This window comes from Sphingobacterium wenxiniae, assembly GCF_900116225.1.
GTDB classification, from domain to species: Bacteria; Bacteroidota; Bacteroidia; order Sphingobacteriales; family Sphingobacteriaceae; genus Sphingobacterium; species Sphingobacterium wenxiniae.
Genome location: NZ_FOZZ01000001.1, coordinates 68414 through 85294, shown reverse-complemented (window position 1 = coordinate 85294; position 16881 = coordinate 68414). Strand labels below are relative to the sequence as shown.

At 40.2% G+C, this 16881-nt stretch carries 11 protein-coding genes and 1 tRNA gene; 10 read left to right on the top strand and 2 right to left on the bottom strand.

Annotated elements, in window-relative coordinates:
- Positions 1-50 precede the first annotated feature (50 nt).
- The 6 genes from BM375_RS00390 to BM375_RS00365 all read left to right on the top strand — a co-directional run bounded on the left by BM375_RS00390 (position 51) and on the right by BM375_RS00365 (position 10536).
- Positions 51-3176 (top strand): SusC/RagA family TonB-linked outer membrane protein, encoded by a 3126-nt coding sequence (locus BM375_RS00390; RefSeq protein WP_212611593.1) that lies wholly within the window; start codon positions 51-53, stop codon positions 3174-3176.
- 35 nt (positions 3177-3211) lie between these two features.
- Positions 3212-4894 carry a RagB/SusD family nutrient uptake outer membrane protein gene (locus BM375_RS00385; protein WP_170852544.1) on the top strand — a complete coding sequence of 561 codons (1683 nt, stop codon included), beginning with the start codon at positions 3212-3214 and terminating at the stop codon, positions 4892-4894.
- Positions 4895-4950: 56 nt separating this feature from the next.
- Positions 4951-6060 (top strand): DUF5018 domain-containing protein, encoded by a 1110-nt coding sequence (locus BM375_RS00380; protein WP_093363191.1) that lies wholly within the window; start codon positions 4951-4953, stop codon positions 6058-6060.
- A gap of 128 nt (positions 6061-6188) precedes the next feature.
- Entirely contained in the window at positions 6189-7784 is a 1596-nt protein-coding gene (locus BM375_RS00375; RefSeq protein WP_093363190.1) for a glycoside hydrolase family 32 protein, read from the top strand.
- A 49-nt stretch (positions 7785-7833) separates the two neighbouring features.
- Positions 7834-9345 carry a glycoside hydrolase family 32 protein gene (locus BM375_RS00370; RefSeq protein WP_093363189.1) on the top strand — a complete coding sequence of 504 codons (1512 nt, stop codon included), beginning with the start codon at positions 7834-7836 and terminating at the stop codon, positions 9343-9345.
- A 255-nt stretch (positions 9346-9600) separates the two neighbouring features.
- On the top strand, positions 9601-10536 hold the full coding sequence (locus BM375_RS00365; protein WP_093363188.1) for a carbohydrate kinase family protein: 936 nt from the start codon (positions 9601-9603) through the stop codon (positions 10534-10536).
- A 1082-nt stretch (positions 10537-11618) separates the two neighbouring features.
- Here the strand turns inward: BM375_RS00365 and BM375_RS00360 are convergent.
- Positions 11619-11692: transfer RNA gene (locus tag BM375_RS00360), tRNA-His, on the bottom strand.
- A gap of 246 nt (positions 11693-11938) precedes the next feature.
- On the opposite strand from BM375_RS00360, the gene BM375_RS17385 reads away from it, so the two are divergent.
- Complete coding sequence (locus BM375_RS17385; RefSeq protein WP_244525779.1) at positions 11939-12640, top strand: DUF1801 domain-containing protein; 702 nt, start codon at positions 11939-11941, stop codon at positions 12638-12640.
- Positions 12641-12774: 134 nt separating this feature from the next.
- Positions 12775-13221 (top strand): DoxX family protein, encoded by a 447-nt coding sequence (locus BM375_RS00345; protein WP_093363187.1) that lies wholly within the window; start codon positions 12775-12777, stop codon positions 13219-13221.
- Between the two features lie 35 nt (positions 13222-13256).
- Here BM375_RS00345 and BM375_RS00340 read toward each other — a convergent pair whose 3' ends face one another.
- Positions 13257-15263 (bottom strand): M13 family metallopeptidase, encoded by a 2007-nt coding sequence (locus BM375_RS00340; protein WP_093363186.1) that lies wholly within the window; start codon positions 15261-15263, stop codon positions 13257-13259.
- 110 nt (positions 15264-15373) lie between these two features.
- On the opposite strand from BM375_RS00340, the gene BM375_RS00335 reads away from it, so the two are divergent.
- Positions 15374-16015, top strand: a complete 642-nt coding sequence (locus BM375_RS00335) for a hypothetical protein (RefSeq protein WP_093363185.1) — start codon at positions 15374-15376, stop codon at positions 16013-16015.
- Positions 15993-16364, top strand: a complete 372-nt coding sequence (locus BM375_RS00330) for a hypothetical protein (protein ID WP_093363184.1) — start codon at positions 15993-15995, stop codon at positions 16362-16364. The genes BM375_RS00335 and BM375_RS00330 overlap by 23 nt, the downstream gene beginning before the upstream one ends.
- Positions 16365-16881 lie beyond the last annotated feature (517 nt).

Below are 16881 nucleotides of genomic sequence, written 5' to 3'. Positions count from 1 at the left end.
AAAATACTAAATAAACCTTAAATATTTATCCATTTTAATAAACCAGTTATATGATTACAAGAGGGAAAGTAATACTGCTCTTGTCGATGATTCTCTTTACTGTTGCTGGCTTCGCTCAGCAGGTAACTTTACAGGGAAGAGTGACAGATCGCAGTACAGAAGAGCCCATAGTGGGTGCGTCTTTGGTAGTTAGAGGTTCAGAACAAGCTACCCAAACAAATGAAAATGGCGAGTTTACGTTGTCCTTGACGAGTAATAACGCTTCGTTGAGTGTATCCTATGTCGGGTACGAATCGCAAACAATTGCTGTCGGGAGTTCCAGATTCTTGGAAATTCGCTTGGTGAGTGTTGATCAGGGATTAGAGGAGGTCGTGGTTACAGGTTATCAGGTAGAGCGTAAGAAAGATTTGACGGGTGCTGTTTCTGTCGTTGATGTGAACGAAATCATGAAAGCTCCTGAAAACAACCCAATCAAAGCCTTACAAGGTCGTGTGTCGGGAATGACGGTGACCGCAGATGGTAATCCTAGTGGAGCTGCGACAGTACGTATGCGCGGGATTAGTTCCCTAAATAGTAGTCAGGATCCGCTGTATGTTATTGACGGAGTGCCTACCCAAGGAGGAATGCATGAATTGAATTCAAATGACATTGAGAGCATACAGGTACTAAAAGATGCTTCTTCGGCAAGTATTTATGGGTCGAGAGCAGCCAATGGTGTTATCGTCATTACAACCAAGCGAGGGAAATCCGGAGATCCAAAGCTCACGTTTGATGCTTATGGAACAAGTACTTATTTCAACAATCGGATGAAAGTCCTTAATGCAGAGGAATATGGTCAGGCGATGTGGCAAGCCATGCTTAACAGTGGAGCGAACCCCAATAGCAATAATATTGGTTATCAGTTTGATTGGAGCAACGATGCCAATGGTCAGGCACAACTTGATCGTGTGTATGTGTCCAAATTTTTGGATGCTAAACAGAGTATGCGCGCCTCGGATACTGACTGGTTTGATGAAATATCCAAACCGGGACTGGTTCAATCGTATAATGGTTCCTTTAGTTCTGCAACCGATAAAAGCAGCTCATTTTTCTCGTTAGGTTACTTCCATAATAATGGAACGTTGAAACACAGTAATTTTAAGCGTATATCAGCACGTTTGAATACGGATTACAAATTTTTCGATGGAAAGTTGGTGATAGGCGAAAATTTCACTGTTAACAATACTGGCGAAGTTCAAGCACCAGGAGATGTATTGGACTTGTCGCTGAAAGCTTTACCGATTATTCCTGTGCATACGGTAGATGGAATAGGATGGGGTGGACCTTCACAAGGAATGAACGATAGGCATAACCCTATGCGTTTGCTTCATGATAATCGAAATAATGCCTACAATTTTTGGAGATTGTTTGGAAATGCGTATGCGAACTTAGAAGTTATTAAAGGTTTACACCTAAGAACCACTTATGGCATTGATTATAGTAATTTCTATAAACGCCACATGGAAGTTTCCTATGAATCCGGATTTATGAACAATAGTAGAACCGGAGTAAATATGGAGCAAAGCCATGGGATGAAGTGGACGTGGTCCAACACAGCCAACTATAGAAAAACAATTGACCAACATGTTTTTGACGTATTAGGTGGTATGGAAATGAATCGTCATCGGGACATCGCATTTAATGCATATACTGCGGGTGAAGGTGCATTTGTTATCGAAACGCCGGAATATATGTGGCCCGGTGTAAGCACCGGAACGGCTGCAGTAGGCGGAGGATCTACAGGCTTCTCTTTACTTTCTTATTTCGGGAAAATAAACTATGTGTTTGATGATCGTTATCTGGCTTCTTTTACTGTTAGGCACGATGGATCTTCTCGTTTCGGAAAGAACAACCGCTTTGCGACTTTCCCTGCTATAACAGCTGGTTGGCGTATTTCGGAAGAGCGCTTTATGGAAAACACCAAAGGTTTTATCTCTGACTTAAAACTACGCGTGGGATGGGGGCAGACCGGAAATCAAGGTATCGATAATTTAGCGACTTATGCACTCTTTGTCCCGGAATATGGGGTTGGTGACCCAACTTGGGTTATTGTAGACGGTACAGCTTATGACCTTTCAGGTAGAGGTTCAGGGATTTTGCCATCGGGTTACCGCAAAATCCAAACGCAAAACGACGACTTGAAATGGGAAACGACAACACAGACGAATATTGGTCTTGATTTCTCACTCTTCGGACAAAATCTCTTTGGATCTGTCGATTGGTATGTCAAAGAAACGAAGGATATGTTGATAAATCCAGCCTATATTGGTGTTGTGGGCGAGGGAGGATATCGCTGGGCAAATGGTGCATCGATGGAAAACAAAGGTATCGATGTCACTACAGGCTACCGTAATAAAACAACTTTCGGTTTGGATTATGAATTGACTGGGGTGATTTCTGCCTATAAAAATAAGGTTACACATTTGCCAGAGGCCGTTGAAAATTCTTACGGGGGGCGTCAGGGAGATAATATTATCGGTCGTCCATTGGGCTCATTCTACGGATTCGTCACTGATGGCATTTTCCAGAACCAGGAGGAAGTCAATGCCCATATTAATCAGACTGGTAAAGGTATCGGCCGTCTGCGTTATGTGAATGTGTATGATTCGGATAATGAGATTACTGACCTCGACCGTACGTGGATAGGGAATCCTCACCCTGATTTTTCATATAGTTTAAATATAGCGCTTAAGTATAAAGGATTCGATTTGTCGGCTTATTTCCAAGGTGTGCAAGGTATTGATGTTGAGAATTGGTTGAAAAAGCAAACAGATTTTTGGAGTGTTGATGATGTTAATTCCAATAAGGGCACTAGGTTATTGCAGGCTTGGACTCCACAAAATAGTGGCTCAACTATCCCTGCTCTACAAACGGTCAACAATAATGATGAAGGACGGTTCTCGACCTATTTTATAGAAAATGGCTCCTATATGAAGCTTCGTAATTTATCATTTGGCTATACTATTCCTACGGATGTGGTCTCTCGACTTCGCATGAGTCGCTTGCGCGTCTATGCTACAGGTCAAAACCTATTCACCGCGAAATCAAAGGCTTTCACGGGTGTGGATCCTGAGAATGTAGGTTGGGGTTATCCGATTCCTACCACATGGACTGTAGGCTTGAATGTCGGGTTTTAATCATTTGAGGGGTAAACGTTAAATCATTATTAGAGATGAAAAAAGCATTTAATAAAATAATTACGATGTTCTTGGCTACCGGCTTATTGACCGGATGTGCCGATTTTCTGAACGAGACACCTAATGGTGTGTTGAGTTCGGATCAGGTAAACGATGTGGATAGACTGCTTACGGCTACCTATTCATCCTTGGGAAACGATCATTACGATGTGCCTTTTAGCCTTTGGCCCTATGGTACCGTTCGGTCGGATGACGCATATAAAGGTGGTTCAGGTCCACAGGATATACAAGTGTTCCACTTCCTTGAAGTATCGAATAATATAATGACCAATTATGGAGAAGTAGATCGTTTATGGTTTCAATGTTATGTTGCTATTTCGCGGGCAAACAATACGATTCGGACAATACAAGAAACGGGAGATTTTTCCGATAAAGAAATGAAATTGGCAGAAGCTCGTTTTCTGCGTGGACATTTTTACTTTATGTTGAAGATACTCTTCAAGTATGTGCCTTATGTGGATGAGAATACCCCTATTGATGATTACGAAAGCGTATCAAATCGGGCGTTATCAAATGATGAGCTTTGGCAGAAAATAGCCGATGATTTTCAATATGCCGTAGATAATTTACCGCAGACTCAGGCTGAGATTGGACGTGCTAATCGCGTTGCAGCGGCGGCCTATCTTGCTAAGATATTTTTGTACAAAGCCTATAGGCAGGATACTCCGGATCGTAACGCGGTTACAAGCATCAACCCAACGGATTTAGAGAAAGTCTTGCAGAATACGGAAATTGTGCTTGCCTCAAATTATAATTTGGAAACAGACTTTGCTTTTAACTTTTTGCCGGGAAGCTATGAAAATGGTAAAGAGGCAATTTTCTCGGTACAATATTCAAAAGATGACGGAACTAAATTCGGTCGTGTAAATCTTTCTGATGTTCTTTCCGTACCAATGGGTTTGGGTTGTTGTGATTTCAACAAGCCGAGCCAGAGTTTGGTTAATGCATTCCGTACTACGGGCAATGGACTGCCGCTTGAAAATTACAATACATTGGATGCGTACAGCAATACGGAGAAATATGACCCAAGGCTTTTCCATACCGTGGCTCTTCCTGGATTGCCATATAAATACAATGCAAACCGTCTGTACGAAGAAAGCTGGAACCGTAATCCTGCAGATTACTCGGTATATGCTTCTTTGAAGGAAAATGTAGATCCTGACTGTGATTGTTTTGTACCTATGGTGCCGTTTTATGCGAATACGAAAAACCGTATTTTAATCCGTTTTGCGGACGTATTGTTGATGCGTGCAGAAGCTCTTATTGAACTGCATCGACCTCAAGAGGCTCTGCCATTAATCAATGCTATACGCAGTCGCGCAAAGAGCAGTCTTCAATTTACAAATTATGCATCGGACAGAATGTTTATCGAAACGTATAAAAATGGTATAAATATCAACTGGAGTGAATCTGTTGCGCGAGAAGCTTTGCGATGGGAACGCCGCTTGGAACTGGCTATGGAAAATGGACGTTTCTTTGATTTGGTACGATGGGGGATTGCCGCTCAGACTATGAATGCTTATTATCAGGCTGAGCAGCCACGTCGGTCGTATTATGCTTCAGCACAATTTTCGGCTGATAAGCATGAATATCTGCCTATTCCTGAAAATCAAATTCGGTTAAGTAAATATTTGTATCAACAGAATCCGGGATATTAAGGAAGCTACTCAGAAGAGTAAACTTATAATCTAGGCCTTTAAAAAATAAAAATCGTATGAAGACTTTTAAAAATATAATACAGATAGGAGCGATGCTACTGTTTGTGGGCTTATTTAGTGCCTGTGAACGCGATGTGGCGAATTCGCTTGATCTGCATGCTGAGGTCAATGTCTTGGCATTCGAAGTAGGCAATGTCAATGGAGAGATCAATAACGAGACTGGTACTATCACCGTGATGGTGCCGGAAGGTACTGATTTATCCCAAATAGCTCCTGTTATCGATTTGCCGGTTAATGCGACCGTAAAACCTGCATCAGGAACACCGCAGAACTTTATGTTTTCGGCAACCACACCATTAGTGTATCGCGTGTACAATGGGAATTTGTATAATACATATCATGTGACGGTTAAAGAAATCAAGGGTGAAATAACGGCTTTCCGTATCGGAGATAAAGCTGGTATCATTGACCAGACGGATAAGACTGTGATGATTTATCTGCCGGAGGGAACGGGTGTAGGTCAGCTTAGCCCTGCTATAGAATATACCGAAGGTGCAGAAATATCCCCGGTACAAGGAAGCTATGTTGATTTCTCTTCACCTGTTACCTATAAGGTGACTTATATGGGACAAACGTTCACCTACACAGTGACCGTCATATTGGGCGATGAGCCTAAGTTACCGCTGATTATTTCAAATAATGAAAATATAGCGCCATTGTGGGGTGATTTGGGGACAGCTGTTACCAATCAGACTGCGAATCCTAAAACAGATGGTATTAATTCTTCTCCTATGTGTGTTTCTATGGTTAGAAATGCCTCTACAGGTGAAGGTTGGCATGGAGGAGCGCTCTGGAATGAGCATAAGGTAAATATCGATCCTGCCGAGTATAATCGTTTCTCCATTATGGTGCTCAAAGAGGTCGCGGGTGATGTGCAGCTTGAAATACAATCCGATGGTGAAGCTAACAAAGATTGGTTAAGGGCTTGGTATTCGGAGGATAATCTTGGCGAATGGCAGGAGTTGATTTTTGAAATTCCGGAAGGCCGTACCGCGATTATTAATAATATCCTGGTGATGCCACACGAGCATGCTAACGGTCAACCTGTAGCTTTCGAGACACAAAGGATGTATTGGGATGAGTTGAAAGCACTCCCTAAGGAATAATTTAAATTTGAGGGAGTGTCTAAAAGGGGAATATCATCGTCATTGGGAGGTGACGAAGCAATGATGTGTTTTTACGGTTTGTGGATCTTTTTAGACACCCTTCTTCAAATTTTAAAGAGTAACATGATATGAAAATAATGATCACTTTATCTCCGTTTTTACTATTTATATCTGTGTTGACGGGATGCGGAGGGGATGATGGCCCTTCGCCCATTACGCCTACGACGCCGGCTTCGGAAGTTGATGTATCCACAACCTGTATTGACAAGCAAGAAGCGGGAGGCTATCAGGTGTTTTATAAGCCACAGCAAGGTTTCGTGGGCGATCCTATGCCTTATTTCAATGCGGATGATAATAAATTTTATTTGTTTTATCTCTATGAAAATGCAAACCGACATCCTGTTTATTTAACCAAGTCTGCCGATTTCGCGTCTTTCGAGGGTTTTACGGAAGTATTGCCCACCGGAGCCGTAGGCAGTCAAGATGAGTGGATAGGCACAGGGAGCTTTATAAAAAAGGATAATACATATTACAGCTTTTATACGGGGCATAATGCTAATCTAAGTCCGGCAGAAAAAGTGATGATGGCGACTTCAACAGACTTGATGAACTGGACGAAGCAGCCTAACGCTACATTTCAGGCCGTGATTGGGTATGATCAAAATAACTTTCGTGATCCGAATGTCTATTGGGATGAGGCTCGGAGCAGTTACGTCATGTTAGTGACGACCCGCAAAGATGGTAAAGGTGCGCTTGCGCGTTACACCTCTTCCGATTTGAATAACTGGTCGCTTATTGAGCCTTTGCTGGCAACGACTTCTGACAATCCCGGAAGATATGAGATTGAAACAGATGCAGAAATATTGGAATGTCCGGATATATTCAAGATAGGGAATCAATGGTATTTGACTTTTTCCCGCATCAACCGTGATGAACATCGCAAAACTTTTTACCGGGTATCTGATTCGCCGGATGGACCTTGGAAAATCTGTCGGGACGCGATCGGACACCACGAAACTTTTGATGGATTGTACCTTTATGCCGGAAAGACCGCAAGTAATGGCACAGCACGTTACTTATCTGGATGGTGCTCTACCGGGCAAACCGTGAATAACAACAACGAGCTGCACTGGTCGGGTTCTTTGATTACGCATAAATTGGAAAGGCAGCCAAGTGGTAAATTGTATCCGACGATTCCAGATGCTTTAAATGCAAAATTCAATAAAGAAACGGCTTTTGCTAAGATAAAATCAGAAGGTAATGTTACCGGTGATAAAGATGCTTATACTATTTCCGCTTCATCTTCCTCCCGTAGCTATGCGTTGTTTAACCGCAATACGGCATCTGTGAAAATATCAATGAAAGTTGATGCATCGCAGTCCAATCATTTTGGTTTTTCTTTTGGCGCATGTGGTGATATGTCGGAGGTATACAGCATTGCCTTTGATTTGACCTCTTCTAATCGTTGGGGAATGCCCTCGCTGTTTATGAACCAGGAAACCAACAGCACAGGGAAAAAGGAACTTAACTTTACACCGCTTATCGTTCCTGCAAATAAAGTTTTCGATGTTAAGATTATAATCGAAAATTCTATATGTGTGGTGTATGTGAATAATAATGTTGCCTTTACAAATCGTATATTTAAAATGAACCAAAATCCTTGGTCGATTTTTTCAGATAACGGCACGATAAAAATATCAGGATTGGCAATATCAAAATCTTAATATATTATTGAAAAATACTTTTTATAAACAGATTACTAAATAAGTGACTATGAAGAATACGATAACAATGGGTTTATTAGCCCTTATTTTAGTCGGATGCGGACAACAGCAATCTAAAAGCACGAATAATACCATAGATAGCTTGGAAACATATCGCCCTGCATACCACTTTACACCGAAAAAAGGTTGGATGAATGATCCAAATGGTTTGGTCTATTTAGATGGAGAATACCACTTGTTTTTCCAACATAACCCGGACAAAACGACGTGGGGTCCAATGCATTGGGGACATGCCACCAGTACGGATTTGGTACATTGGGAAGAGCAGGAAATAGCTTTATTTCCGGATAGTTTGGGTACCATATTCTCCGGTAGTGCCGTGATTGATAAGGACAATACAGCAGGTTTTGGAGCAAATGCTTTAATCGCCATTTATACCAACCATAGTCATGAGATTGAGGAGCAGAAAACAGGTCTACACCAAACGCAAAGCATAGCCTATAGTTTGGACAAGGGCAAGACCTGGACAAAGTATGAAGGTAATCCTGTATTACCCAATCCCGGCATTTGGGATTTCCGAGACCCGAAAGTCATGTGGCATGATGATAGTGGACAGTGGATTATGACTTTGGCTACGAAGCAAACCATAACATTTTATGGGTCCAAGAATTTGAAAGAATGGAACCGCTTGAGTGAGTTTGGTGAAGGAGTAGGAGCGCATGGTGGTGTCTGGGAATGTCCGGATCTGTTGCCGTTCCAGACGTCTGAAGGTAAGAAATGGGTGCTTTTGGTAAGTATAAACCCCGGAGGGCCAAATACAGGTTCGGCTACACAATATTTTGTGGGTGATTTTGATGGTAGAACGTTCACATCGTCACAAAAGGAAATCCTGTGGATGGATTTTGGACCCGATAATTATGCAGGAGTGACATTTTCCAATACAGGTGACCGCAAACTATTAATCGGCTGGATGAGCAACTGGGAATATGCCAACAATGTGCCGGCATCAACTTGGCGTAGCGGAAATACGGTTGTACGTGAACTGGGTTTAACAAAAGAAGGTAATGCATGGTTATTGACCTCTACACCTGCTAAAGAAATTGACAAAGTAAGTAAGAAAGAAGTTGATCCAAAGTCAGTAAAAGTAGAAAATGAAGTTGACTTAAGTAGTGCGATTGCCACACTTCTAAATACTTTTGATGCTTCGTTTAAACAAGCGAAAGCTGTCGATTTTACTGTTACATTATCCAATGAAGATGGCGATGTTTTAGTGTTTGGTTTAGAGAAAGATAAAGGTCAGTATTTCATTGATCGGTCTAAGACTGGAGATGCTAATTTCAGCGAGAAGTTTATCCATCGCCCAGTTGCACCGCGCTTGACAAAAAACGAAGGATTGGACATCCGTTTCTTGCTTGATAAGAATTCAATCGAGTTATTTGCCGATGGCGGAAAGACCAATATGAGTGCTTTGTTTTTTACGAAAAAGCCATTTACGAAGATGACGGTAAATACCGTTGAAACAAGTATATTGGAGGATTTTCAGGTGAAATCTGTATATTAAAAGCTGTTGTGTGTTATAAAATAGTTTTATACGGAGTCCGGAAACTCCTTTTCATAAAAAATCCGTAGAGACCCTGCGGAACTCTATGGATAGTAGAGGAGTTTTTGAATAAAAACCTATAAGGTTTTCGAAAACCTTATAGGTTTGACTACGGGTACGGGTCGTGTTGTTACCCGGTAAATCCTATTCTTTGTGTTTAGTGAAGCGATACTAAGAATGTAAAATAACCTGTTGGGTATTATAAAATAAGACAAAATGAAAGACGAAAAACTAAATTTGAATGGGGTTTGCTTTGGAGAGGTATTGTGGGATAATCTGCCAGAAGGTAGAAAACTGGGAGGAGCACCGTTTAATGTTGCTTATCATTTGAATAAATTAGGGATTCACGCCAAAATGTTGAGTAGGGTAGGAACGGATGCGAACGGTGATGATATCGTAGAATTATCGACACAATTAGGTGTTCCATTGGATTTGGTACAGCGAGATACCGAACTCCCCACATCTACTGTGGAAGTGCATATACAGCCGAATAAAGATGTTCGTTATGAGATCGTTTTTCCTGTCGCATGGGATAACATCACTTGTGGTGAAAAGGAAATAGAAGCCGTGAGAAATGCTGATTTTTTTGTCTTTGGCAGCTTGTCTACCCGAAATGATCCTACTTACCAAAGTCTTAAGACTTTGCTTATGGAAGCACAGTATAAGGTTTTGGATGTCAATTTGCGTCCGCCTTTCTATACGCAGGAACGTATTTTTGAATTATTGCGCTATGCGGACTTGGTTAAAATGAATGAGGAAGAACAGGATCTAATCGCTGAATGGTTAACACTGCCACATGGACTCAATGACCGTGAAAAGGCCGAACACATCATGGATGCTTTCCAGATCCCCGAGTTGATTGTTACCTTTGGTGCCGCTGGAGCTATATATCATTCTACCATCAAGGGTTTTAGTTTCCATTTTCCGGCTATGAAGATAGATGTCGTGGATACGATTGGTAGTGGCGACTCTTTCTTAGCTGCTTTTCTTTCCCAGCGATGCCGTCGGGATAAAGAGATGCTACCGGAGGAGATTTTGGAATTCGCAGCTACCTTAAGTGGTTTTGTCACCCAGAGTGCTGGTGCGTGTCCGAGCTACGATGCAGCAACAATCAATAGATTTCAATGGATGAACCCGATTTTCTCCGTATAAATCAATTTGTATTACTGTTTTATTTTGTGTAGTTTTTTAGTGATTTCTCTACAAGAAACGACAAGGTATGAACAAAAAATATCAGCGTTTCTATTAGACACGTTATCTTGTAAAACACAGACGATGACGTTTTTAATAGAAACGCTATCTTTTTAGAAGAAAATGTCAACGTTTACATCATAAACGTTATCTCTTCAGAGAGAAAAGATAATGTGTCCATCATAAGCGATAACATTTGGTAGATACACGTTATCTTTTCTGATAGAAACGCTCACGTGTAGGTCACAAACTATAACGTTCGATAAATACACGTCATCTCTTCAGAGAGAAACGATAACGTATACATCATAAACGATAACGTTTGCAACAAAAACGATAACGTTTGCTTTTTCGGATTCAGTGTCGGTTTTAAGAATAAAAACTGTGTTAATGGTGGTTTAAACCCTGTTTTTGTCTTTAAAATAGCGAAAAATACAACTTTTGAAATTGTAAAATCGTGCCAAACCTTGTTTGCAAAATAGTGGAAATATGGCACATATTTACAATTTTGAAGATTGTTGTCAGATTTTACGTCAAATCAAACTAAAACAGAAAAAGTATTTCATACTCCTTCCTCTTTCAAGTTTTACTTCGTAGAACTCCCTTCGGTCGGTTAACGAAGTGTAACTTGGAAGGATAATAAAGCAAGTTTGTAACTTGCTACTCCCATCGTTTCTACGTTGAAAACTTAGGCTGTTTATCCTCACAAGATACCGCTGTGCTCAATCTTGCGAGAGAGAAGACCATCTAATTATAAGTGATGATGGTTATTATAGCTTTGCCGATAATGGAGAAATTTAGCTTATCAAGGATTCCCTACGGTTCATCGATTGATAAGGGAATGGCAATTCAACAAATGAAAATGAGACGTGAAATGAGACAGAACAGCATCAAAAGCCTCTGATTTCTATTCTTTTTACAGCAAAACACAAACTTTAATTAACAGAATTTATCAATCTTTTATGGTAATATGGCTTGTTTAACTAATTGGAAATTAAATTCATAAAACAAAAAAAAGCCTCTCTTTTCAGAGAAGCTTTTCGGGTAAGTAATCGGGCTCGAACCGACGACCCCTAGAACCACAATCTAGTGCTCTAACCAACTGAGCTATACCTACCGTGTTTGTGCTACAAAAGTAGAATATTTCTTGAAATCCTCCAAATATTTCTAATTAAAAAACAAGGTTAGAGTGTAAATAAGCTCATTTTTAATAAGATAATTTTTTCAATCAAGAAGGGGCTATGCATATTTGTTTTTAGCGAATTGCTTTAGGGCTATATTTCTTGCCATAAGCAAAGATAAAATAGTATTTATAACCCTTATCTTTCGATTTTAAAAATAACAGAAATACGTGCTAACAAATATGAAAAAAAAGAGATCAAGGAAAACGTGTAAGAAAGGGCATATATTTTATAAGAGCAGTGATTGCGACACCTGTCCGATATGTGAAAAAGAAAATAAACCTACAACAGGTTTTTTGAGCTTTTTTAGTAGTCCTGTGCGTAATGCTATGCTTGCGAAAGGTATTGATACGCTGGAGAAGCTCTCTAATTTTACAGAGAAAGAGATTCTCAGCCTTCATGGGATAGGGAAGACGTCTTTACCCATATTTCGGACACTGTTGGCAGATGCAGGACTGAACTTTAAGGAGGCCAAAAAGGTTATATCAAAGATAAATGAAGAAATATCAACTTACCATGCGTTATTGACTGTCGAGGATAAGGCTATTGCAGAAATGTTGCTTGAGGAAATAATGCAATCTCTTCCAGAAGCAGAAAATAAAGTGTGGCATGGGCATCCAGTTTGGTTTTTGGATGGTAATCCTATTGTGGGCTATAGTAAGCAAAAAGCAGGTATGAGACTGATGTTCTGGAGTGGTGGTGGCTTTGAGGAACCGGGATTATCTGTTCGGGGCAAAAAGTTCAAGGATGCTTCTGTTTTCTATCTGAAGACTTCCGACATAAAGAAAAGAGACTTAAAACGTTGGTTAAAGAAGTCTCGGGATATACAATGGGATTACAAAAACCTGGTCAAAAGAAAAGGAAAATTAGAGCGATTGAAATAAGATATATCTAAGGAAGAGACAAGATTTAGAGCCTTTTGGGTATAATCAAGCATGATTTTTGCTGTAAATTCAGTATAATCATGATACAAGAATGAACAATCATATATTTTTTCATTTTATAAAAGGAGGTTATCATGAATCTGGTACAAAAAATTGAACGTTGGGGAGATGCCCATCACCCGCGTTGGTTAGATATTCTAAGAATAATTCTGGGGATTATTCTATTTGCGAAAGGCGTAAGTTTTATTGCTGATCGTGATACGGTTGCTGACTTGGTGCGGCAAACAAACTTCCAGTTATCCATTTGGTCGGCCGTGCATTATGTCGTTTTTGCCCATTTGGTTGGGGGAGTTTTTATCCTGTTAGGATTTCAAACACGTTTAGCGGTACTTTTTCAGCTTCCTATCCTAATTGGAGCTGTATTTTTTGTGAATATAACCCAAGGCTTTAGTTTCTTGAATTCGGAACTGTGGTTGTCTATCTTGGTATTACTTCTTCTATTGATCTTTTTGGTGGTCGGTTCTGGAAAGTATTCTTTGGACAATATGATGGATAAGCCAGGTTATAAAAGACAGATTTAATAACAAGGGGCGCATATACGCCCCTTGTTAATCTTTTACCAGATTTTGATTCGTTCTTCTTTTGGTTTGTACATCTTGTCACCTGGTTTTGTCTCAAAAGCCTCGTGGAAGGCATCTATGTTGATAATAGGTGCAAAAGCACGGTATTCAGCAGGGGAGTGAGGGTCAGTTTTCACTTGGTTAACCACAAACTCATCTGTCGTTTTTGCTCTCCAGATGGTCGCCCACGACAGAAAGAAACGTTGTTCCGGTGTGAAACCATCGATTTTTCCAGGATTGCCCTTGTCGTTCAGATACATTTTTAATGCATCGAAAGCTACAGAAGCGCCGCCAAGATCACCAATGTTTTCACCTAAGGTGAAACGCCCGTTTACAAAGACCCCCGGAACAGGCTCGTAAGATTCGAATTGTGCAACCAAGGCATCTGCTGCTGCATCAAATTTTTCTTTATCTTCCGGTGTCCACCAGTTGTTTAAGTTACCGTTTCCGTCGTATTGAGAACCTGAATCGTCAAAACCATGGGAAAGTTCGTGGCCAATAACGGCGCCGATACCACCAAAGTTAACCGCTGCGTCAGCTCTATAGTCGTAGAATGGTGCTTGTAGGATTGCAGCAGGGAATACGATTTCATTGAACAATGGACTGTAGTATGCGTTTACAGTCTGTGGACTCATTCCCCATTCTGATTTGTCAACAGGTTTACCTTGTTTTGCCAAGTTTTGTTCAAATGCCCAACGGCTGATTTGTTGTACGTTCTCAAATAAAGAATTGCCGACGGCCAATTTTGAATAGTCCTTCCATTTATCTGGATAGCCTATCTTCACTTTGAACTTCGACAATTTATCCAATGCTTTTACCTTTGTCTCGTCAGACATCCAATTCAACTCTTGGATATGTACTTGGAAAGATTTGATAAGGTATTGAACCATCTCCTCACAAGCTGCTTTCGCTTCAGGTGGGAAATTTTCTGCAACATAAAGTTTACCCAACAATTCGCCCAAAGAACCGCTTACAAACTCCAAACCTCTTTTGTCCAAAGCACGTTGCTCTTTCTGCCCACGAAGTTTTCTACCGTAGAAATCAAAAGAAAGCTCGTCCAATTCTTTGGTTAAGTAGCCTGTTGCATTATCCATGATGTTGAATTTCATGAATTCCTTGATTAAAGGCAAGTTTTCCGCAGTTAGGATGTTGTCTAAGTTTTGGTAATATTTAAGCTCGCCGATAATCACCGTGTCCGCTGTAAAACCAATTTGTTTAAGATATTTGGCAATATCGATGTTCTTTACCATTTTACCTAGATCGGCTACAGCAACAGGATTATAGCGTTTTTGCGCATCGCGTTGCTCTTCAATGGTTAATAGGTTTGCTGCCAATTCTTTTTCAAAAGCTACAATTTTTGGTCCTTTCAGATCAAAAGTTTTCTGGCCTGTAAAGGTGTATAACGAAGAAACGAACTCCGAATATTGTGCTAAAGTTTCAGTGTTTTTCTCATCTACCTTTTGGTAATAAGAACGTCCAAGGCCTAAGCTTGCACCACCTAAATACACGGCGTTTACATCGCTGTTTTTCATGTGCGCATACACATAACCACCAAAGAATGGATTGTTGCCTTCTGGACCTACTTCTACTAGGTAGTTGTAAAGATCGTTCATGTTTTGAATAGCATCAATCTTATCAAGGTAAGGTTTTACAGGGTTAATACCAAGGTTGTTACGTGTGTCAAAATCAACAAATGATTTGTATAAATCACCGATCTTCTGACCGTCAGAACCCTTTTCAAATTGTTGGTTCAAGGACTCTTGAAGGATTTTCATAACGGCTTGATCCGTATGCTCGCGAAGTTCGTCAAAAGAACCCCAACGGGCTCTGTCCGATGGGATTTCGACGGTTTTCATCCAGTTCCCGTTTACAAAATTGTAAAAGTCATCCTGCGGACGTACCGAATTATCCATGTGGGATAAATCGATAGCCTGATGCGTTTGAGCAGTAACATACCCGCTTGTAGCAACCATAACAGAGGCTATAGCAAGAATTTTTTTCATATATAACTGTTTTTAGTGTTTAAAATACCTATGCAAACATAGGAAAAGTTGCTCGTAAAAAAGGTAACGATTGCATAGTAAAACAGTATATTTTTGTTTATTTTGTAACTATGCTATGGGATGTAAACGGTCATGCTATTGAGATTATCGCTTCCGATAAAAGGGAAGTGCGTACTGTTCGCTGGACTGAGGAAGAGAAGATTTTGGCTGTTGGTGCAGACATTCCCCAGCAGGAAGTGCGTTATCTCATTAAGGAAATGCTTGATAAGGAGCAAGAAAAGATCGAGATTAATTCAATAACCTATTTGGAGTTTTTTGACAAAAAATGGCCGCTTAAAATAAAGTATGGGAAAGGAAAGCCTTATTTTAAAAATAATATAATCTATTGTTTTACAGATCGGAAAAGTATATCACCTGTATTTCTTGGAAAGATTCAAACAACGCTTTTTCAAGATGTAATATACAGGGAGGTGGGGTGCTGGGAGGATTTGTTGCAGGTGTTGGTTCCCGAAATTCTTTTTAGAAAGAATGATAGTACCCCATTTATTATCACTAAAGCAGGCGAAAAAATCACGTTTAGCAAATCGTTGAAAAATCTTTCTTTAGAATCGTTGGCCTATGCTGTTTTTAAAGCTATGGTACAGTACGTGGATTTATCAGAGGATGAAGAGGAAAAGTTGTTGGACAAATACTTCCCAAATTGGAATAATCACTATAAAATTTTATGCTATGAATACCCCAAATACATTTGAATTGAATATCGCTATACCAAAGATGCTCTTTTCTTCTGTTTTGCAGAAACCGGAACTTCTACTGGAATTGATGGGCGAGGAACAGAAACAGAATCTGAAGGAATACCTCTTTGACCAGTTGCAGGATAAAGACGGTAGTCCTGAAATTGATGAAATGCGTATACACGCTTTAAAGTATCAAGAAGAGAACGGTCAAGGTAGTTTCCGACTTCATTTTATGATTAACCGTCGATTTTGTTGTTCGGATATTGAAGCTTGTCGAACGGATTATGTGGATTTTAAGTTCGAATATCTACAGGAAGACTTTAGGGCTACAGCACATTATTTTAATTGGGAACTGAATAATTAAGGGAGTGAAACTAGGAATCTGTTGCGTTGTCTTTGTCATCCCGACAAAGGAGGGATCTATTTAAATTATAGTGTCTTTAACAGACATCTCTCGTCCTCGTTTTCAAACGAGGATGCATTATTTAGCATCCACATACTCGTTTCCACTCTGTTCAAACGAGTACGAGATGGGGAGGATAAATAGCCTAAGTTTTCAACTTAGAAACGATAAGAGTAGCAAGTTGCAAACTTGCTTTATTATCCTTCCAAGTTACACTTCGTAAAACTTGAAAGAGAGAGTGAAACTAGGAATCTGTTGAGTTGTTTTTGTCATCCCGACAAAGGAGGGATCTATTTAAATTATAGCGTCTTTAACAGACGTCTCTCGTCCTCGTTTTCAAACGAGGATGCATTATTTAGTATCCACATACTCGTTTCCACTCTGTTCAAACGAGTACGAGATGGAGGTATTTCCTTTGTGTAGGATAGAGAAAACTCTCCTTTAAAAACAATTTTTGATGCGTTTACTCTTCAATTCT